Source organism: Bacteroides sp. L10-4 (assembly GCF_013373675.1).
Lineage (GTDB): Bacteria > Bacteroidota > Bacteroidia > Bacteroidales > Bacteroidaceae > Bacteroides > Bacteroides muris.
This window is the reverse complement of the sequence record NZ_JABXJH010000001.1, coordinates 101329-123367: the sequence shown is the minus strand read 5'-3', so window position 1 is coordinate 123367 and position 22039 is coordinate 101329. Positions and strand designations below refer to the sequence as shown.

At 45.0% G+C, this 22039-nt stretch carries 11 protein-coding genes and 1 pseudogene; 11 read left to right on the top strand and 1 reads right to left on the bottom strand.

Features of this window, described 5'->3' with window-relative positions:
- Positions 1-516 precede the first annotated feature (516 nt).
- A complete protein-coding gene (locus HU824_RS00510) occupies positions 517-1068 on the top strand; it encodes a carboxypeptidase-like regulatory domain-containing protein (protein ID WP_176467730.1) in 552 nt (183 codons plus the stop codon).
- A 174-nt stretch (positions 1069-1242) separates the two neighbouring features.
- On the opposite strand, the gene HU824_RS00505 is transcribed toward HU824_RS00510, so the two are convergent.
- The gene (locus HU824_RS00505) at positions 1243-3306 is read right to left on the bottom strand and encodes a GDSL-type esterase/lipase family protein (protein ID WP_176467729.1); all 2064 of its coding nucleotides are present in this window, start codon (positions 3304-3306) and stop codon (positions 1243-1245) included.
- Positions 3307-3470: 164 nt separating this feature from the next.
- Here HU824_RS00505 and HU824_RS00500 point away from each other — a divergent pair, with 164 nt between their 5' ends.
- The 10 genes and pseudogenes from HU824_RS00500 to HU824_RS00455 all read left to right on the top strand — a co-directional run bounded on the left by HU824_RS00500 (position 3471) and on the right by HU824_RS00455 (position 22031).
- On the top strand, positions 3471-6038 hold the full coding sequence (locus HU824_RS00500; RefSeq protein ID WP_176467728.1) for a glycoside hydrolase family 2 protein: 2568 nt from the start codon (positions 3471-3473) through the stop codon (positions 6036-6038).
- An 18-nt stretch (positions 6039-6056) separates the two neighbouring features.
- The gene (locus HU824_RS00495) at positions 6057-8381 is read left to right on the top strand and encodes a glycoside hydrolase family 20 protein (RefSeq protein ID WP_176467727.1); all 2325 of its coding nucleotides are present in this window, start codon (positions 6057-6059) and stop codon (positions 8379-8381) included.
- A gap of 22 nt (positions 8382-8403) precedes the next feature.
- Positions 8404-10725, top strand: a complete 2322-nt coding sequence (locus HU824_RS00490) for a GH92 family glycosyl hydrolase (RefSeq protein ID WP_176467726.1) — start codon at positions 8404-8406, stop codon at positions 10723-10725.
- 15 nt (positions 10726-10740) lie between these two features.
- Positions 10741-12228, top strand: a pseudogene (locus tag HU824_RS19600) (beta-N-acetylhexosaminidase); the annotation flags it as partial.
- A 555-nt stretch (positions 12229-12783) separates the two neighbouring features.
- Entirely contained in the window at positions 12784-15027 is a 2244-nt protein-coding gene (locus HU824_RS19595; RefSeq protein ID WP_176467767.1) for a GH92 family glycosyl hydrolase, read from the top strand.
- A 7-nt stretch (positions 15028-15034) separates the two neighbouring features.
- Complete coding sequence (locus tag HU824_RS00475; protein WP_176467725.1) at positions 15035-17536, top strand: DUF4982 domain-containing protein; 2502 nt, start codon at positions 15035-15037, stop codon at positions 17534-17536.
- Between the two features lie 661 nt (positions 17537-18197).
- The gene (locus tag HU824_RS19985) at positions 18198-18338 is read left to right on the top strand and encodes a hypothetical protein (RefSeq protein WP_176467724.1); all 141 of its coding nucleotides are present in this window, start codon (positions 18198-18200) and stop codon (positions 18336-18338) included.
- Between the two features lie 33 nt (positions 18339-18371).
- Positions 18372-20009: a sialidase family protein gene (locus HU824_RS00465; protein ID WP_136009049.1), complete on the top strand. Its 1638-nt coding sequence runs from the start codon at positions 18372-18374 to the stop codon at positions 20007-20009.
- Between the two features lie 92 nt (positions 20010-20101).
- On the top strand, positions 20102-21322 hold the full coding sequence (locus HU824_RS00460) for a cyclically-permuted mutarotase family protein (RefSeq protein WP_176467723.1): 1221 nt from the start codon (positions 20102-20104) through the stop codon (positions 21320-21322).
- Positions 21323-21416: 94 nt separating this feature from the next.
- A complete protein-coding gene (locus tag HU824_RS00455) occupies positions 21417-22031 on the top strand; it encodes a DUF4827 domain-containing protein (RefSeq protein ID WP_136009047.1) in 615 nt (204 codons plus the stop codon).
- The last annotated feature ends 8 nt before the right edge of the window (positions 22032-22039 follow it).

The window sequence follows — 22039 nt, the reverse complement described above, 5'->3', positions numbered from 1 at the left end:
CTAACTAAAATCAACTTTACCACCAAGCTTTTCTTAGAGACAGAGTGAGAGGTTGATAATCTGGCAAATTATCAGTGTACTATAGGGTTAGCAAATTGTAGCGTCAATGTATTTGCGAAATATTCATTCAATAATTTAATAGGGAGCCGTCATTTTGTTAAAAACAGTACTTACATCATTATATTTAGAAAAGTTTGAGGATTGTTTTCTTTTTGATAATAAAGATAAGATTACCAAACTATTTACTTAAAAAAATATTAACCTCTATTGCAATAGTCTTTTTTGTATAACGAGCAAGTTATTTCCCTCTAAAAACAAAAAAGCATATGGTTAATAAAAAATATTTTTATTAACTAAGCGGTGTTATTAAAATTGTTATTATATTTGCGGCAGATATCAAATACTTCTTTAAATATATAGTTCTGGAAGTACTTAGGTTTAATATTAATAACTGAGTTAATAATGAATAGGTAAAACGGGTTATAGACCCTATTATGAACCTTAAATTGCATTATTATGTTTAGACAATTCAGAACAGTCAGCATGATGCTGCTTTTGTTGGGAGGCTCAACAGGAGCGGTTTATGCTGCAAACCCTGATGTAGCAGGGGTGTATGCCACGCGACAGAGCAGTGTTTGTAAAGGTACGGTCAACGATGCCCTTGGTCCTGTTATCGGTGCCTTGGTAGTAGTAAAAGGAAGTACCAATGGTGTGATTACCGACATTGATGGTAATTTCTCTTTGTTCTGTGTGAAAGAGGGCGACATTATCCAAATTTCATTTGTGGGTTACAAAACGGTAGAACAGGTTTGGAATGAAAAACTACTTAACATTAGTTTGCAGGAGGATTCTGAATTACTGGAGGAAGTGGTGGTAGTAGGTTATGGGGGCTCGCAAAAACGTGTTGCGTTGACAACTGCTATCTCGAAAATGGGCAACAAAGTGTTGGAAAATGCTGCTTTCAGTAATGCTGGACAATCTTTACAAGGTTCAGTTACTGGGCTTCGTGTAGTTGACACCAGTGGTCAGCCGGGTGAATCACCCAGTATTATTTCGATCTCACGTTAATCATATATTTTTCCTGTTGCTTTTTACCAAGGTCGATATATGCCAGAGAGTCTCTTTTGTTCCCGGAAATTTATGGCTTATAAATGTTTGATACCAGTGGTAGAAAAAAGGCTACCCCCTTTTGTGTGGAGAGTGTAGCCTTTTTCTTTATTGATGCGGAAAGGGATAAATATACTATTCTGTCCGGAACGTAGAAGCCGGTAATCCTGTTTCGTTCACCAGATTGGCGCGAGTAAACGGTTGCCAGCCGTAGCGCACGTAGCGTGGATTCTTGATGTTTTTATTATAGACTTTCAAGCGGTTTCCTTCTACTTCGGCAACGGCGGGCTCAAACAATCCGTCAATTTCTGCCACCTCAAAAGTGTGCAGAGGCTGACCGTCGGCGCTGTGCAATCCTTCACCATAGTCGAATGCCAGATATGCTGCACCATTACGGAACTCCACGTTGCGGAACATAGGTCCTGAGGGCACTACTTGCGTATGGTTGTAGGTGCGGTTCAATGCCCAGCGTCCCAGTCGGTCACCGATAGGCTTTTTGTTGCGCGGATGCACATCCAACGAATCTCCGAGATCGCTGGAAACAGCCATGCCTGTTGCAGGGATGGTATTCATCATTCTCCGCTGGCTATCGCGGAACCATGGCCATGAAGGGCGGTCTATGCTGGAAAGTTGTACATAGTAGAAAGGTAGTTGCTTGTCGTTCCAATTCTTGCGCCAACTATCTACAAGTAGATGGAACAGCTTTTCGTGTGTGGTGAAATTATGTGCGTTTGACTCTCCTTGGTACCAGATGACGCCTTTTATGGGGAAACTTTCCAAGGGGCGGATGCCTGCCTCATAGAGGTAGCAGGGTTCGTAGGGATGGCGTTGCTCTTTGTAGCTGGATTTTTTGATGTTCAATGCAGCGCGGCCACGTACCCAGTCCTGGATAAAATCATTGCCAGTCCATTGTTTCAGTATGGCAGGGAACCGGTATTCCAACGTGCTGCGTTCTATCCATGCTTCGGTGGGCGAACCTCCTACGGCATTGCAAATCAATCCGACCGGTACTTGCAGGCTGTCACGTAACATTTTCCCGAAGTAGAAGGCTATGGCAGAGAAGTCACGGGCTGTTTCTGGAGTGGCGTTTTCCCATTGGGCATGTTTGTAGTATTGCAGGTGGTTCAGTGAGTCGAGTACGGACACCGGCCATTCTACGGCGTATGTCAGCCATCGGCCTTTCATGTCGAATAGGCGTAGCTGGTCATCGGTTGCGGCAGGGACATCCTCTGCGGCAGTAGTGGTGGCTTTCAGCATGAATTCCATATTGGACTGTCCTGAGCAAAGCCATACTTCGCCTGCCAATACGTCCTTATATAATAAGGAGGTTTTTCCGTCTGTGATGCTCAAGGTGTGTGGCCCTCCGGCTGCTAGGGGAGCCAATGTCACCTGCCAGCATCCTTGGCTGTCGGTTTCGGTTGTTTTCTTCTGCCCGGCTATTTTTACTTTTATTTTACTATGGGCGTTTGCTTTTCCTTTGATTAACAAGGGACGGTCGCGTTGCAGAACCATTCCATTTGTATAAGTGATAGGCATTTGCAGACCTCCATAGTCGCCTGTAATGGCAGAATAGACGGTTTGTGCCAGAATCTTGGCACCTTCGGGGTTGGGATGGATGGCATCGGGTAAGAGGAAAGGATAGGGGTAGAGCGGTTGCTCGAAATCCATCAGTTGTACGTCGGCTACGCGAGCAACGGTTTCTATCGCCTGCTGGATTTCTCCGTGCCAGTCGCGTGTGCCGGATTCGAACCGTGGATGGCGGTCAGCAATGGGGGTCAGTTTGGCAATGATGATTTTGCAGCCTGGACGGACGGTGCGGAAACTATCAATCAGTGCTAGATAGTCGCGGATAAATTCATCTTGATAATGGGGCCAGTCACGAGGGTCGGTATCGTTGATGCCTAGATGAATTACTACAATGTCGCCGGCAAATTCCATCGCTTGTCGATACTCTTCTTGCTGCATATAGGGGCGATGTCCTTTGTTAAGCAGGGTAGCTCCTGATTTACCGAAGTTTCCTACCTGATAGGTATCACCCAACATTTGTTGTAATTGTGACGGGTAAGCTTGTGTTTCACGTTCGGGCAGTGTGTAGCCATACGTGATACTGTTTCCCACACATGCCACTTTGATACGTTTCTGGGCCGGAGCATACAAAGCGAGCAATGTAAACAAAGAATAGAGAATGATTTTTTTCATGGCATTTTCTTTAAGATTGATATTTCCTCAGCAAAGATAGGAAAATGTTGGATTAAAGTGGCGTTTTTATTATATACAAGAAGTAAATTAAAAAAATATATTAATTGACTGTGGCTTTTAAATATATAAATAGTATATTTGCGTAAAATCTTTTATCCGATAATATGAAAAGTAAACTATTGTACACTTTTATTGCTTGTTTTAGCTTATGGAATGCTCAGGCTAATGATACTTCCGAAGTATTGATGTTGAATCAGGGATGGATGTTTTCTCAGGCGGGCACCGATAAATGGAGGTCGGCCACTGTACCGGGAACTGTGCATCAAGATTTGCTGAATCACCAATTGCTTCCCGACCCTTTTTTCGGGACGAATGAGAAGAATATTCAGTGGGTGGAGAATGAGGACTGGGAATACAAGACTACGTTTACCGTGACGGAAGAACAGCTTTCGCGGGAAGCTGCCATGATGACTTTTGAAGGGCTTGATACGTATGCGGACGTTTATCTCAACGGTGCATTGTTGTTGAAGTCGGACAATATGTTTGTCGGTTATTCCGTTCCGGTGAAAGAGGTGCTCCGTCAGGGAGAAAACAAACTGCATGTCTTTTTCCGTTCACCTATCAAGGAGACATTGCCGCAATGGGCGTCGAACGGATTTGACTATCCGGCAGACAATGACCATTCAGATAAGAAGCTCAGTGTATTTACCCGAAAGGCTCCTTACAGCTACGGCTGGGACTGGGGAATCCGTATGGTAACCAGCGGCATTTGGCGTCCCGTCACGTTGTGTTTCTATGATGTGGCTACTATTGATGACTATCATGTGAAACAGCTTTCGCTGACCGACCGGCAGGCAGAGATTTCCAATGAGCTGGAGATAAACAGTATATCATCGGGAAAAGAGGAAGCCGAAATCATCGTGTCCTGTTCTTTGAAGGACGGACAGCCCCTTACCGTCAAACAGTCGGTAGTGCTGAATCCTGGCATCAACCATGTGAAAATTCCTGTAGAGATTAAGAATCCGGTGCGTTGGATGCCCAATGGCTGGGGAAAACCAGTGCTGTATGATTTTACGGCGCAAGTGGTCTGCCGGGGAAAGACGGTTGCTTCCGGACATCATCGTATCGGACTCCGTACGATTCGTCTGGTGAATGAAAAGGACGAACATGGTGAATCCTATTACTTTGAAGTGAATGGTATCCCCATGTTTGCCAAAGGTGCCAACTTTATTCCCAATGACATTCTATTGCCTAACATGACCGACGAGCGTTATGCTACCCTGTTCCGTGACATCAAAGAAGCCAATATGAATGTCATCCGTGTATGGGGAGGAGGCACTTACGAGGATAATCGCTTTTATGACCTTGCAGATGAAAACGGCATCTTGATATGGCAGGATTTCATGTTCGGATGCACCGTTTATCCGGCTGATCCGGTATTCTTGAAACGCGTTTCCGAGGAGGTGGATTACAATATCAAGCGTCTGCGCAATCATGCTTGCTTGGCTATGTGGTGCGGTAACAACGAAATATTGGAAGGATTGAAATATTGGGGATGGCAATCCCGTTATACTCCCGAGGTATATGAGGAGTTTTACCGCAACTATGACAAACTGTTCCGCGAACTGCTTCCTTCCAAAGTGAAGGAGTGGGATGAGGGACGCTCTTATGTTCATACTTCTCCTTATTTCTCCAATTGGGGACGCCCTGATTCCTGGAATATCGGTGACAGCCACAACTGGGGTATCTGGTACGGCAAGAAAACTTTTGAATCGTCTGATACGGAAATCGGACGTTTCCAGAGCGAGTTCGGTTTCGAGTCGTTCCCCGAAATGAAGACCATCGCCACTTTTGCTTCTCCCGAAGATTATGAGATAGAATCTGAAGTAATGACTGCCCATCAGAAGAGTTCGTTGGGCAATGACTTGATACGTACCTATATGGAACGTGATTTCATCGTTCCCGAAAAATTTGAGGATTTTGTTTATGTCGGTCTTGTATTGCAAGGGCAAGGGATGCGCTATTGCTTTGAAGCGCACCGTCGCAACCGCCCATACTGCATGGGAACGCTTTATTGGCAGCTGAATGATAGCTGGCCGGTCGTATCGTGGTCGGGCATTGATTATTATGGTAATTGGAAAGCATTGCATTACCAGGCGAAACGTGCGTTTGCTCCGTTGATAGTTAATCCTGTCCATGAGAACGGGCATCTGAATGTCTATCTGCTTTCTGATAAATTGGAAGATTCGGCAGGTATGACTTTAGAAATGCGGTTGATGGATTTCAACGGCAAGAAACTACAGCAGGAGTCGGTCAAAGTGGAGGCTCCTGCCAATAGCTCTGTGAAAGTATTTGGTAAGGATTTAGATGAATGGGCCGATGAAAAGCTGCGTAAGGAGTGCTATCTGCTCTTGTCTTTGAAGGATAAGCATGGAAAGGAAGTGGCGCGTGATGTTCACTATTTTGCGCCCACTAAAGAGTTGGATTTACCCCAAACAATGGTGAAAAGTAAGATAAAGGTCGTAGAGGACGGTGTGTGTGAAGTGACACTGTCTGCTTCAAAGTTGGCGAAGGACGTTTTTGTGCAAATACCTTATCAAGGTGCGCGTTTTACAGATAATTTCTTTGATTTATTGCCGGGAGAGACACACCGAATTATGATTACCTCTCCGGAAATAAAAAAAGGTATAAATCCGGAAATTCTTGTGAAGCATATACGGGAAACTTATTAATTTTTTAAAAATATCAAGATGAAAAACCTATTGAAGATGGCAACGGCGATTGCCATGACCGGATGGTTGTGTTCATGTTCCGGTGAGAAAACAGCAGCGAATTACCAAGTGATTCCTATCCCTCAGGAAATAGTGATGGCTGCCAATGGTGAGTTTGCATTGAATAACAATGTTAAAATTATTTATCCGGAAGGAAATGAGGCTATGCAGCGCAATGCTCAGTATTTGGCTGGCTATCTGAAAAAGGCTACTGGTAAGGTGTATCAGATTGAAACTGGTACTGAAGGTAAGGGGAATATCTTGCTTCAGGTGGTTTCGGATGTTGAAAAACCGGAAGCTTATCAGTTGAAAGTAAATGCGGAAGGAGTTGTGATTTCGGGTGCAAGCGAGGCGGGTGTCTTCTACGGTATTCAGACGTTGCGTAAGTCTATCCCCGTATTGGAAAACAGTACTCCTGTGCTGTCTTATGTGGAAATTAGTGATGCTCCCCGTTTCGATTATCGTGGTGCTCACTTTGACGTAAGCCGTCACTTCTTTACAGTGGAGGAGGTGAAAAGTTTCATTGATATGATGGCATTGCACAACATGAATCGTTTGCATTGGCACATCACTGATGACCAAGGCTGGCGTATTGAGATTAAAAAATATCCGTTGCTTACTGAAATCGGTTCTCAGCGAAAGGAAACCGTTATTGGCCATAATTCAGGTGAATATGACGGCAAGCCTTATGGAGGATTCTATACGCAGGAGGAGGCAAGGGAAATTGTGGCATACGCTGCCGAACGTTATATTACGGTAGTTCCTGAGATAGACCTTCCAGGACACATGCAGGCTGCATTGGCTGCCTATCCGCAACTGGGATGTATGGGTGGTCCGTATGACGTGTGGACTATCTGGGGAGTGTCTGATAACGTGCTTTGCGCAGGAAATGACAGTGTGCTGACTTTCATTGACGATGTTTTGGCAGAAATAATAGATATATTTCCCTCGGAATATATACACATCGGTGGTGATGAATGCCCGAAGGTGAAATGGAAATCTTGTTCCAAGTGCCAGGCGCGTATCAAAGCTCTGGGCATCAAGTCTGATGATAAGCATAGCAAGGAAGAGTATCTGCAAAGCTTTATCATTAATCATGGTGAAAAGTTTCTGAATGCGCATGGTCGCCAGATGATAGGTTGGGACGAAACATTGGAAGGTGGTCTGGCGCCGAATGCCACCGTGATGTCTTGGCGTGGCGAAGGTGGAGGTATCGAAGCTGCCAAGCAACATCATGATGTGATTATGACTCCGAACACTTATCTCTACTTTGATTATTATCAGACTAAGGATACAGAGAACGAGCCTATGGCCATTGGTGGTTACCTGCCGTTGGAACGCGTTTACAGCTATGAGCCGATGCCCCGTTCGCTCACTCAGGAAGAACAGAAATATATTGTAGGTGTTCAAGCCAATCATTGGACTGAATACATTCCTACATTCTCGCAGTTGCAATACATGGCATTGCCTCGCTGGGCAGCTCTCTGCGAAATACAGTGGAGCCAGGCTGACAAGAAGGATTACCAGAACTTCCTGACTCGTTTGCCGCAACTCATCAGTCTGTATCAGACCGAGGGTTACAACTATGCCAAGCATGTGTTCGACGTAACTGCCGATTTCCAGGCTAATGCGGAGACCGGTGTCGTAGAGGTACGTATGAAGACGATTGATGATGCTCCCATTCATTATACATTGGACGGGACGGAGCCCACTTCCGCTTCTCCGGTGGCCGATAGTGTGCTTTCCATCAAAGAAAACTGTATACTCCAGGCAGTAGCTGTACGCCCTTCGGGCAATAGTCGCATCTTTTCAGAGAAAGTGGTTTTCAGCAAATCTACTTGCAAATCCATCGTGGCTAACCAGCCGGTGAACAAACAATACGAGTTTAAAGGCGTATCTACTTTAACTGACGGATTGAAAGGTAATGGTAACTATAAGACCGGTCGTTGGATTGCTTTCTACCGCAATGATATGGATGTGACTATCGACTTGCAGCAGCCTACTGAAATATCCAGTGTGGCTTTCTCTACTTGTGTAGAGAAGGGTGATTGGGTGTTTGATGTGCGTGGCATTACTATTGAAGTATCTGATGATGGGGAGAATTTTACGAAAATCTTTTCCGAAGAGTATCCGGAGATGAAGGAGACAGATCGTAACGGATTGTATGAGCATAAACAGACTTTTGCGCCCGTAAAAACCCGTTATGTACACGTTTTGGGACTTTCAGAACGCTCTATTCCTGCTTGGCATGGTGGAAAGGGTAATTTCGGTTTCTTGTTTGTTGACGAGATTGTAATCGAGTAAAAGAAATAATGATAACAGAAAGATGAAATTAGTGGATAAATACTTGTGGGGAGTGGCTTTCGGGGCACTCCTTACAAGTTGTGGCACAAATGCCGTACAGAAGGATTATGCGGATTACGTCAATCCGTTTATAGGCACCGGAGGACATGGACACACGTTCCCCGGTGCTGTTGTTCCCAATGGAATGATACAACCGGGACCTGATACCCGTATTTACGGTTGGGATGCTTGTTCGGGCTATTATGATACGGATACTGTAATCAATGGCTTTTCACATCTTCATCTCAGTGGAACAGGGTGTGGCGATTATGGTGAGATTCTATTGATGCCCACTGTAGGCAAGCAGCAAACTGTCCTTTCTGAAGAGGTGGTCTCTTCAGATGTTTCTTTTGCCGCAACGGGCGGTTCTCCTGCCCAAACATTACCTTATGCTTCCCGGTTTTGTCATCAAAGTGAGGTGGCTGCTCCCGGTTACTATTCAGTGTTCTTGGAGACATACGGGGTGAAAGCGGAACTGACTTCCACTTCGAGGGTAGCATTGCATCGCTATACTTTTCCTGAAAGCAGTGAGGCGGGTTTTATTCTAGACCTGGATTATTCCCTGCAAGGGCAGTACAACCGTGCTCTCTCTCTGGAATTGGTGAATGATTCTACGTTGCGGGGGTATAAGAATACTAACAGTTGGGCATGGAGACACGATGTTTATTTTGAAGCGGTATTCTCGAAGCCTTTCACGTGCGATATTCTGACCGATTCTATTCTTCAGCCGGACGGAAAGCGTGTTTTGCCGGTGAAGAAGGCATTGCTCCATTTCGCCACAGACAAGGATGAACAGGTGCTGGTGAAGGTGGCACTTTCTTCGGTAGATGGGGAAGGAGCAAAGAAAAACTTGGCAGAGATTCCGGGATGGGACTTTGAGCGAGTGAAGGCTGATGCCCGTCGTGACTGGAACGAGTATTTGGGTAAGATAGATATTGAGGGGGGGAATGTTGACCAGAAGACCGTGTTCTATACGGCACTTTATCATACAGGTATTTCTCCAAGTCTGTTTACCGACATCGACGGACGGTATCGTGGTTTGGATCGTGAGATACATACTGCTGAGCCAGATAAGCCTATGTACACCATTTTCTCCCTGTGGGATACATTCCGTGCCCTGCATCCGTTGCTCACTATCATTGAGCCGGAGCAAAATACCCGTTTCATCAATGCTTTGTTGAAACAGTATCAGGATGGAGGTATCTTGCCGATGTGGGAACTGGCAGGTAACTATACCGGTACGATGATTGGTTACCATGCAGTGCCGGTTATTGTAGATGCGTATATGAAAGGCGACCGTGGCTTTGATGCTCGATTGGCTTTGGAAGCTTGTTTACGTAGTGCCGAGTACGATACGTTGGCACCCATCGCCACCACCGATTACCTGAAACATGCTGCTTTGATGCCTATTTCTAAATACTATAAGAATACATTGGGGTATGTGCCTTGCGACAAAGAGAATGAATCGGTGGCGAAAGGATTGGAATATGCGTACAACGACTGGTGCATCAGTCAGTTGGCAGAGGCCTTGGGCGATACGGCTACACAGCATCGTTATGCAGAATTCGGTCGTTCCTATCGTCATTATTTCGATTCGGGGGTGCGCTTCATGCGCGGAAAAGATTTGGAGGGAAAATGGCGTACTCCGTTCAATCCCCGTTCCAGTAATCATCGCGAAGATGACTATTGTGAAGGTACAGCTTGGCAATGGACATGGTTTGTGCCGCAAGATGTAGAAGGACTGGTAGAACTAATGGGGGGGCGTGAGGGCTTTATCGCCAAATTGGATTCCTTGTTCACTGCCGACTCGACTTTGGAAGGTGACCAGACTTCTGCCGATATATCTGGATTGATAGGGCAGTATGCTCATGGAAATGAGCCGAGCCATCACATTCTGCATCTATATAATAAGGTAGGGCAGCCTTGGAAAACTCAAGCTTTGGTGGATAGTGTGCTTCATAGCCAGTATTTCAACAATCCCAATGGACTTTCCGGCAATGAAGATTGCGGACAAATGTCTGCTTGGTATGTGCTAAATGCCATGGGTTTTTATCAACTCTGTCCTGGTAATCCGGAATATTCCATCGGTCGTCCTTTGTTTGATGCGATTACAATCCGCTTGCCTCAGGGTAAGGAGTTTAAAATTGTAGTTCAAAACAACTCAGCGGAAAACAAGTATATTGAGAGTGCCGTTTTGAACAGAACGGTGTTGTCGAAACCTTATTTTACCCATCAGCAACTGATGGAGGGAGGTACCCTGCAAGTGGTGATGACCAATCAACCGACAAAGTGGGGGACGGAATAGTATAATTTGCTAAACATGTTTGATATGTATTTTACAAAAACAACAATTAGTGTCTTTCTGTTGACTGCTCTTCTTTTTTGTGGAAGTTTGTCGGCGCAAAGAGTCATTCCTGTGCCGCGGCAAGTGGAGCAACAGAACGGCATGTTCTGTATCACCAAAGACACCAAATTTTATACCAATCTGAAAGGAGAGGAGAGAGAACGGCTGATAGCCTATCTCTCTTCCCAGCCTTCTTTTTTGAACAGAAAAGTATATGTGGCGAACCGCGCCGAAGGAAATACGATTTTCCTCCAAAAACGCCCGGTGTCAGGCGTCTCTTCTGAAGAGGGGTATGTGCTGGATGTGAACATTGGGGGAATTACTATCTCTTCAGCTACGGATACCGGACTGTTTTATGGCTTGCAGACCTTGCTTCAGTTGGCTGAACCTGCCGGAGAGAACCTTTGGCAAGTGGCTGCCGTCCGGATAGAAGATGCGCCCCGTTTTGACTATCGTGGCTTGATGATTGATGTCTCACGGCATTTTCGTAGCAAGGAGTTCTTGATGAAGCAGATAGATGCTTTGGCATATTATAAAATCAATCGCTTGCATCTGCATCTGACGGATGCCGCCGGGTGGAGAATCGAAATCAAGAAATATCCCCGGCTTACGGAACTGGCCGCATGGCGTCCTGAAAGTATCTGGAAGAAGTGGTGGAATGCTCCCGATGGGCGTAAATATTGCGAAGGAACAGATCCTGAAGCTTATGGCGGTTATTATACCCAGGAGGATATTCGTGAACTGGTGCGTTATGCAGCAGAACGTCATATCACCATTATACCTGAAATTGAAATGCCGGCTCATTCGGAAGAAGCTTTGGTGGCTTATCCCGAACTTTCATGTCAGGGAGAGCCTTATGCCAGTGCGGATTTTTGTGTCGGCAACGAACAGACATTTGCTTTTCTGCAAGATGTGCTGACAGAGGTGATGGCACTCTTCCCCTCCGAGTATATCCACGTGGGCGGTGACGAAGCTGGCAAACAGGCTTGGAAAAGTTGTCCTAAGTGCCAACAGCGTATGAAGAATGAGGGATTAAAGAATCTGAATGAATTACAAAGTTACCTCATTCACCGTATGGAGGTATTTCTGAACAAGCATGGCCGCAAACTGTTGGGGTGGGATGAAATTATGGAAGGCGGTTTGGCACCCAATGCCACCGTAATGTCTTGGCGTGGTGAAGAAGGAGGGCTAAAAGCCGTAAAATCCGGTCATCGTGCTGTGATGACTCCGGGGGCATATTGCTATTTTGACAGTTATCAGGACGCGCCTTACTCGCAACCAGAGGCAATAGGCGGTTATCTGCCATTGTCTAAGGTCTATTCGTATAATCCTGTTCCCGCTTCGTTTACTCAGGAAGATGTTAAACTTCTATATGGTGTGCAGGCCAATTTGTGGGCGGAGTATATACCTACTGATGAACATTATGAGAGTATGATATATCCCCGTATTCTGGCACTTTCCGAAGTTGCTTGGAGTATGCCGGAACGTAAATCGTATCCGGATTTTCATCGTAGTGCCTTGCGCGAGGTAGAACGATTGGAAGCTGCTGGTTATCATCCTTTCCAACTGAAAGATGAGATTGGCAACCGTCCGGAATCTCTCCATCCGATTCGGCATCTGGCGTTTGGCAAACCGGTGAAGTATAATGCACCTTACAGTGAGTATTATAAAGCGCAGGGAGAAAAAACGTTGACTGACGGTATTCGTGGTGGATGGACTAACGTAGATGGTGCATGGCAGGGTTTTATTTCGCACAATCGGCTGGACGTGACTATTGATTTGGAAGAAGAAGATGAAATCAGGTCAGTCTGTGCAGATTTTATGCAGGTGGTAGGGCCGGAGATTTTCCTTCCTGCTGAGGTTATTATTTCTGTTTCGCTTGATAACGTGAATTTTACGGAACTGACGCATCTGAAGAACATTGTGTCTAAAGATTCGGTCGTTTGTTTCAAAAATTACGGCTGGAAAGGAGAGGCACGAGCTCGTTATATCCGCTATCAGGCACGTTCCGACAAGAAGATTGGCGGGTGGATATTTACAGACGAGATAGTGGTGGATGGTGGTGTCAGACAACCGGTGGATTATGTGAATCCTTTTGTGGGTACTACCAATTATGGCACTACTAACCCGGGCGCAGTGTGTCCGCAAGGAATGATGTCGGTAGTTCCTTTCAATGTGATGGGAGCTGTGAACGGTAACATTGACAAAGACAGTCGTTGGTGGTCTACCCCATACGAGTATAAGAATACCTATTTTACCGGCTATGCGCATGTCAACCTCAGTGGTGTAGGATGCCCCGAGTTGGGTTCGTTGCTGTTGATGCCTACTGCGGGTGAGTTGAATGTGGATTATCTGCAATATGGCAGTTCTTATAGAGACGAACAGGCTACTCCCGGTTACTATACCAACTACTTGACCAAATATGGTATAAAGACTGAGGTTACTGCTACTTCCCGTACAGGTCGTACCCGTTTCACCTTCCCGGCCGGACAAGGAAATGTTTTGCTGAATTTGGGCGAGGGACTGACCAATGAAAGTGGTGCTACCGTCCGTTTTGTGAGTGATACGGAAATTGAGGGAAGCAAGTTACTGGGAACTTTCTGTTATAATCCCAATGCAGTATTTCCGGTCTATTTCGTAATGAAGATAAATAAAACTCCAAAAACGAAGGGCTATTGGAAGCAGATGCGTAAGATGGGTGTGGAGGCTCAATGGGACAATACATCGGGGACTCGTAAACTTTATCCGCATTATACCAAAGAAATGAGCGGGGATGACATTGGTGTATGGTTTACTTTCGACGCTGAGAGTAACGAACAGGTAGAAGTAAGTATGGGAGTCTCTTTTGTGAGCATTGACAATGCACGGCAGAACTTGGAGGCAGAACAGTCGGGAAAAAGTTTCGAAGAACTGCACACTGCCGCACGTCAAGCTTGGAACGATGACCTCAGCCGGGTGCTGGTAGAGGGTGGAACGGAGGAGCAACGTCGTGTGTTCTATACCGCGTTGTATCATTTTCTGATTCATCCGAATACTTTGCAAGACGTCAACGGGCAGTATCCGGTCATGGAAGGTGACGAAATCCGCACGGTGAGAGGAAACCGCTATACCGTATTCTCTTTATGGGATACTTATCGGAACGTTCATCAATTGATGACTTTGCTCTTCCCCGATCGTCAGCTTGATATGGTACGTACCATGATAGATATGTATCGTGAACATGGTTGGTTGCCAAAATGGGAACTTTATGGTCGTGAAACGCTTACGATGGAAGGCGATCCTTCCATTCCCGTAATTGTGGATACTTGGATGAAAGGCTTGCGCGATTTTGATGTCGCAACAGCGTATGAGGCGATGTACAAGTCGGCTACTTTACCCGGTAAAGAGAATCTGATGCGTCCGGATGCTGATGATTATTATTCACTGGGTTATGTTCCTTTGCGTGAGCAGTATGACAATTCGGTTTCGCATGCGTTGGAATACTATATTGCAGACTATGCTCTTTCTCGTTTAGCAAAGGCATTAGGTAAAAAGGAGGATGCGGAGCTTTTTTACAAACGCTCTATGGGTTATAAGCATTATTATTGTCGCGAGTTCGGTACGCTTCGTCCCATCCTGCCGGATGGAAAGTTCTATTCGCCTTTCGATCCCATGGAAGGAGCAAATTTCGCACCCAGTCCGGGTTTTCACGAAGGAAATTCCTGGAACTATACATTTTATGTGCCTCATGATGTGTTGGGGCTTGCCAAACTGATGGGGGGCAGGAAAAACTTCGTGGACAAACTTCAGAAAGTGTTTGATGAAGGACTGTATGATCCTGCTAATGAACCGGACATTGCTTATCCTTATCTTTTCAGCTATTTCCCTGGAGAAGAATGGCGTACTCAAAAACTAGTAAAAGAATTGTTGGCACGCTATTTTACGGATAAGCCAAATGGTATCCCGGGTAATGATGATACAGGTACGATGTCTGCATGGGCTATTTTTAGCATGATAGGTTTCTATCCGGATTGTCCCGGTACTCCGGACTATACCCTTACGACACCGGCTTTCGATAAAGTAACTCTCCGTTTGGATTCACATTATTATAAGGAGGACAAACTGGTGATTCGCAAGTCTTCCAATTCGGATTACATTAAGGAGGTGAAGTTGGATGGAGTAAAACACAATGGTTTCCGTATCACTCACGATGAATTGGTGCATGCTGGGGAGTTGGTGTTTGAAATGAGCGAAAACAATAAAATGAATGAAAACAATAAATGAAAATGATATGAACCGAATTTTTAAACTTGCAGCTATTTTTATGTTGGCTGTTCCTCTGCTGCTTCAGGCACAAGTACGTACTGTGCAGACTTTCAAGAAAGGATGGAAGTTCACTCGTGAAGACAGCAAGGATTTCAGTAGTCGCACTTACAATGATATCAAATGGCAGTCTGTGACGGTGCCGCACGATTGGGCTATTTATGGTCCTTTCAGCATCAACAATGACAAGCAAAATGTAGCTATTGCCCAGGATGGTCAGAAAGAAGCGATGGAACATGCCGGACGTACAGGAGGATTACCTTTTGTAGGGGTGGGATGGTATCGCTTGAATTTTGAGGCTCCTGCTTTTGCAAAAGGCAAAAAGGCGACTCTGGTGTTTGACGGTGCCATGAGTCATGCGCATGTTTATGTAAATGGACAAAAGGCCGGATATTGGCCTTACGGTTATAATTCTTTCTTTATGGATGTTACACCTTATTTGAAAGAGAATGAAGTGAACACGCTTGCCGTGCGTTTGGAGAACGAACCGGAGTCTTCCCGTTGGTATCCGGGAGCGGGATTGTACCGCAATGTGCATCTTGTCATCAATGAAGAGGCGCATATTCCGGTATGGGGCACTGTAGTTACTACTCCGGTAGTGGAAGAAGGATTTGCCAGAATCAATGTGAAGACAGAATTGACGATGCCTGTCGGTAAAAATGTGTCTGATTACCGCATTGTAACCCAAATTAAAAATGCGGAAGGCAAAATGCTCTCTTCGGACGACAGACCGGGTGATAAACTGGACGGTACTTTCTTCAACCAGAATTTTGTGGTCTACAATCCTTCTTTATGGTCGCCCGACGCTCCTGTACTCTACACGGCTGAGACCAAGATTTATGAGGGTGAGGTTCTGAAAGATGAGTATGCGACCCGTTTTGGTATCCGTACGATAGAACTTATTCCTGATAAAGGCTTCTTCCTGAACGGAAAGGTGACGAAATTCAAAGGGGTATGTAACCACCATGACTTAGGACCTCTGGGAGGAATAGCCAACGAAGCGGGTATTCGTCGTCAGATTCGTATATTGAAGGATATGGGTTGCAACGCCATCCGTACTTCCCATAACATGCCTGCCCCCGAATTGATTCGTGCCTGTGACGAGATGGGTATGATGGTGATGGCAGAGTCTTTCGATGAATGGAAAGGTGCCAAAGTGCAGAACGGGTATCATAAGATATTTGATGAATGGGTGGAGAAGGACTTGGTAAATCTGGTTCACCACTATCGTAATAATCCCAGTGTCATGATGTGGTGTATCGGCAATGAGGTTCCCGACCAGTGGAACGGAAACCGTGGTCCGAAACTTTCGCGTATGCTTCAGGACATTTGTCATCGTGAAGACCCCACACGTCTTGTCACTCAAGGTATGGATGCTCCGGATGCCGTAGTCAACAATAATATGGCGGCAACGATGGATGTGGCCGGGTTTAATTATCGTCCGCATAAGTATTCGGAGAATTACAAAAAACTTCCTCAATGTATTGTTTTGGGCAGTGAAACCGCTTCTACGGTTAGTTCCCGTGGAGTGTATAAGTTTCCTGTGGAACGCCGTTCCATGCAGAAATATTCCGACCACCAGTCTTCTTCCTACGATGTTGAACATTGCGGTTGGAGTAACTTACCGGAAGATGATTGGATTTGGCATGAGGATAATAACTGGTGCATAGGAGAATTTGTATGGACTGGATTCGATTATCTGGGCGAGCCCACTCCTTATTATACCGACTGGCCCAGCCATTCCTCGCTTTTCGGCATCATAGACCTTGCCGGGTTACCCAAAGACCGTTTCTACCTCTATCGCAGCCATTGGAATCCCAAAGAGGAAACCTTGCATATACTTCCTCATTGGAATTGGGAAGGTCGTGAAGGAGAGGTGACTCCGGTGTTTGTCTATACCAACTATCCGTCGGCAGAGCTCTTTATCAATGGCAAGAGCCAAGGTAAGCGCAGTAAGGATTTGTCTGTGACGGTGGAAAACAGTAAAGATTCTACTTCCACAGCCAACTTCAAGCGGCAGCAGCGCTATCGTCTGATGTGGATGGATACCAGATATGAACCGGGCTGTGTAAAAGTTGTTGCCTACGATAAAGATGGAAAAGCGGTCGCTGAGAGAGAAATGCACACAGCCGGCGCTCCCCACCACATTGAACTGGTTGCAGATCGTACAGTTCTCAGTGCAGATGGTGAGGATTTGTCATTTGTCACCGTAAAAGTGGTAGATAAAGATGGTAATCTTTGTCCTCTTGCTGAGAATGAGATTCGCTTCAATGTAAAAGGAGCCGGTTTTTATCGTGCAGGTGCCAATGGAAATCCCGCTTCATTGGAAAGTTTCCAAACTCCGAAAATGAAAGTATTCAACGGTATGATGACTGCCATCGTGGCTGTTACCGATAAACCGGGAAGCATCTTGCTTGAGGCCACTGCCAAAGGACTGAAAAAAGCGGTATTGAAGCTGGAAAGTAAGTAATCTGTATTATTATCCCCGTATTTAGATAAATATCACAGTTTGTCTAATACGGGGATTTTAAATAAATATTTTTATTAATACATTGTTGTAAATTTAAATATTGCTTATATTTGCAAGCGCGAATCTTAATGATTTTCTTAAATTATGGATTGGTTGTTAGAGACCCTTTGATAGAATCAACATATTATGAAACAATCCCGTTTTTTGCTGATAGGTGCTATTTTCCTTTCCGCTATGTTGAGGGTATATCGGCTGATAAATCGTTGAAGCCTAATATTGTTTTTATTTTGTGTGATGACATGGGATATGGGGATTTAGGATGTTATGGCCAAAATATATACAGACTCCCCATTTTAATCGAATGGCACAAGAAGGTATGAGTTTTACTCAAGCTTATGCCGGTAGTCCGGTAAGTGCTGGCTTTTTATGATGTGATGCCTACTTTCTGTGAATTGATTGGTGAGAGAAGGTCTCCCAAAAAATACTTGAATAAGAAGATAAAAGGGGATTGCTTTGATGGCATATCTTTAGCGTCCACTTTGTTGGGAGATGATGTCCGTCAGCAAAAACATGAATTTCTGTATTGGGAATTTCATGAAACCAATCAGATTGGTATTAGTATGGGTAACTGGAAGCTGATAATAAAAAAGGGAAAAAATATTTGTATAATCTGGCGGAGGATATTTATGAAGACACTGATGTTGCAGCGCAGCATCCTGAGATTCTGCAACAAATGGTGAATATTGTTTTGCGTGAACATACCGACAATGATTTGTTTCCGGCCATATTGCCGCAGTTATGACAACGGATTTTATTATTTAAAACTATTAATATCATGAAAAAAGTATTGAACTTGTTTTTTCTTTTCTTTTTGTGGGGTGCTGTCACTCAGGTGATTCATGCTACCGATTCTATATTTGTTCGTGAAACGCGTATTCCGATTCTGATTGAAAGACAAGATAATGTTTTGTTTTATATCCGCTTGAATGCCGGAGAAAATCAGACTTTGGACGATGTGGTTTTAAATTTCGGCAAGGAAGTGAAGCTTTCGGATATTCAGGCAGTGAAACTTTATTATGGAGGTACGGAGGCGTTGCAAGACAGAGGTAAGAAACGTTTTGCTCCTGTAGAGTATATCTCCAGTCATAAACCGGGAGGCACATTGGCGGCCAATCCTTCTTATTCAATCAAGAATTCACAAGTGGAGAATCCGGAAAATGAAGTGTTGTTGAAGAGCGGTCAGAAACTTTTCCCCGGCGTGAATTTCTTCTGGGTTAGTTTGCAAATGAATCCTGGTACACCGTTGGATACAAAAGTGACTGCCGAACTGACATCTGTTACATTGGACGGGAAAGAGGTTCCTATCAAGATGGTTTCTCCTGATGGTATCGAGCACCGTATGGGAGTAGGAGTGCGCCATGCTGGAGATGACAACTCGGCGGCATTTCGCATTCCGGGGCTGGTGACAACTAATAAAGGTACTTTGCTGGGTGTCTATGATGTGCGTTATAACAGCAGCGTCGATTTGCAGGAGCATGTAGATATAGGACTCAGCCGCAGTACGGATGGTGGAAAGACTTGGGAAAAGATGCGTCTGCCTTTGGCTTTTGGTGAAACAGGAGGACTGCCTGCTGCACAGAATGGTGTTGGAGACCCCTCTATTCTGGTAGACACCAAGACCAATACGATATGGATTGTGGCTGCCTGGACACATGGCATGGGCAATCAACGTGCATGGTGGAGTTCGCATCCGGGAATGGATATGAACCACACGGCACAGTTAGTAATGAGTAAAAGTACGGATGACGGAAAGACTTGGTCTGAACCCATTAATGTGACAGAGCAAGTTAAAGATGCATCTTGGTACTTCTTGCTGCAAGGTCCGGGACGTGGCATTACCATGAGCGACGGTACATTGGTATTTCCTATTCAGTATATCGGTGCAGACCGTATTCCCAATGCAGGTATCATGTATAGCAAAGACGGTGGAAAGACTTGGAAAATACATAACCATGCACGTACCAATACCACTGAAGCACAGGTGGCTGAAGTAGAACCGGGGGTATTGATGCTGAATATGCGTGACAATAGGGGGGGGAGTCGTGCCGTATATACGACGACTGACCTGGGAGAAACATGGAAAGAGCATGAATCATCTCGTACGGCCTTGAAGGAGCCTGTGTGTATGGCCAGCTTGATTAGTGTGAAAGCCAAGGATAATGTCTTGAAAAAAGATATTCTTATATTCTCGAATCCTAATTCGACTCAGAATCGTAACAACATTACTATTAAGGTGAGTCTTGACGGCGGACAGACATGGTTGCCCGAACATCAGGTGTTGTTGGATGAAGGTCATGGATGGGGGTATTCTTGTCTGAGTATGGTGGATAAGGAAACCGTAGGAATCTTATATGAGAGTAGTGTGGCACATATGACCTTCCAGACAGTGAAGCTGAAGGAACTGGTTAAGTAAACCTGCCTATTCTTGTTGTTGGAAAAATCTTTCTGCTCCGGTTTCCTAATCAGAGTGGAAAGATTTTTATTATTTGTAAAAAAAAGAAATTGATGAAGAAGTTTTGGATATTATGCCTTGTATTGGCAGGATGCATTGCCCCCGAAGTAAAAGAGGAACTTGTTTGGACAGTTAGGCAGATGCAAGGTGCTCCTGCAGGGGAGATGGGGATTGAATTAGGCGTTTCAGCCTGTTATGCTGGTACCTATAATGGTTGGCTGCTGATGGCAGGAGGTTGTAATTTTCCGGAAATACCGGCCTCGGCAGGTGGAAAGAAAAGGTTCTATCAAGGAATTTATGTGGCAGATGGGTCGGCCGATTCGCTGCTTGTTTGGAAAAAGGTGGGAGAATTACCGGTGGAGGCTGCATATGGTGTGTCTGTCTCTACCCCTCAGGGAGTGATTTGTGCAGGTGGAACGAATCAGAACGGTGCGTTGTCTTCCGTGTTTCGCATTTCCTTGGATAAGGACGCTACAACGGCTATGGTCGATACCTTGCCTTCCTTGCCTTGTACGATAGACAATATGGGAGGGGCAGTATTGGAACATTATCTTTTTATTGTAGGAGGAAATGTCAATGGAGCACCTTCCAATGCATTGTATTGTTTGGATTTGGACAACCCGGATGCGGAATGGACGCGACTGCCCGACTTTCCGGGTGCTCCCCGTACCCAGTCGGTGTGTGTGGCGCAACGTAAGGGAAAGGATTATCGCTTGTATTTATGGGGTGGATTTGCCGGTGCGGGCGAAGGACGTCCGGCCTCTCTTTCGTTAGATGGTTATTCTTATCATCCGTGGGAAAGAACATGGACTCAGGTGGCTGTTCCTATGGGGAAAGATTCCGTGGAAATTTCGTTGGGCGGTGGTGTCGGCATAGCCTGTGGAGACAGTCTGGTGCTCTGTACCGGCGGAGTCAATAAAGATATTTTTCTAGCTGCCCTGAAACGGGAAGAAAAGATGAAGCGGGCGTTGGCCGAGGGGGACAATCGGGCAGTGGATAGCTTGAAATCTGTGGCAAAAGCCTATATGACTATGTTGCCCGAATTTTATCGTTTTAATGACAAAATATTAGTATACAATACGGTAGAAGATTGCTGGAAAGAAGTTGTGTGCTCTTCGCAGACGGCCCGTGCCGGTGCCGCATTAGTGGGAAATGGTAACGTGTTTTTCAATATAAATGGAGAACTGAAACCGGGTATCCGTACTCCGGAAATAGTGAAGATAGAATCCGGAGCCAAGTCGTATCTTGCAGGACAGCTTGTAGGACGGTTTTAAACAATAAGAAGAATTCATAAAAAATGCCATCGGATAAAAAAGAATTGTTATCTTTGCCGCATTCTATTTTGTACGAAATTACTAACTAACAGAAATGAAGAAACTTACTTTATTCTTTTTTGCCTTACTTGCAGTTTGTTTAGCCTTTCAGGCATGCGATAATTCTAAGACTTATGCTGAAATGCTTGAGGAAGAAAAAGATGCCATCAAAGCGTTTATCAAAGACAGTAGTATTGTCGTTATTTCTCAAAGTGAATTCTATGCGCAAGATTCGACAACGGATGTAAGCAGGAATGAGTATGTGCAGCTGGTAAGCGGGGTGTATATGCAGATTGTGAAGAAAGGTTCGACGAATCCTGCAGATACAGTTAAACCGAATGATTTGATTCTGGTGCGCTTTGAGGAACAAGGGCTGATAGCTGATGCTTATGGAAACAAGTCTTACTTGAGCAATTTGAATTCTCCGTCTATTGTAGATGAATTCAGATATACGGTAACTTCTTCATCCATTGCAGGAATTTTCACACAAGGATATATGCTGATGACTTATCAATCTTCTGCTGTGCCTGCCGGTTGGTTAGTCGCTTTAAATTACGTACGTGATGGGGCACATGTGAGGTTGATTGTTCCATCCAAGATGGGGCATCAGACTGCCATACAACAAGTATATCCTTATTATTATGACATTAAATTCCAAATTTGGAACTAACCTATAAA

Coding starts and splice junctions, on each gene's coding strand:
- HU824_RS00510 (WP_176467730.1), top strand. CDS start 517: ATGTTTAGACAATTCAGAACAGTCAGCATGATGCTGCTTTTGTTGGGA.
- HU824_RS00505 (WP_176467729.1), bottom strand. CDS start 3,306: ATGAAAAAAATCATTCTCTATTCTTTGTTTACATTGCTCGCTTTGTAT.
- HU824_RS00500 (WP_176467728.1), top strand. CDS start 3,471: ATGAAAAGTAAACTATTGTACACTTTTATTGCTTGTTTTAGCTTATGG.
- HU824_RS00495 (WP_176467727.1), top strand. CDS start 6,057: ATGAAAAACCTATTGAAGATGGCAACGGCGATTGCCATGACCGGATGG.
- HU824_RS00490 (WP_176467726.1), top strand. CDS start 8,404: ATGAAATTAGTGGATAAATACTTGTGGGGAGTGGCTTTCGGGGCACTC.
- HU824_RS00475 (WP_176467725.1), top strand. CDS start 15,035: ATGAACCGAATTTTTAAACTTGCAGCTATTTTTATGTTGGCTGTTCCT.
- HU824_RS00465 (WP_136009049.1), top strand. CDS start 18,372: ATGAAAAAAGTATTGAACTTGTTTTTTCTTTTCTTTTTGTGGGGTGCT.
- HU824_RS00460 (WP_176467723.1), top strand. CDS start 20,102: ATGAAGAAGTTTTGGATATTATGCCTTGTATTGGCAGGATGCATTGCC.
- HU824_RS00455 (WP_136009047.1), top strand. CDS start 21,417: ATGAAGAAACTTACTTTATTCTTTTTTGCCTTACTTGCAGTTTGTTTA.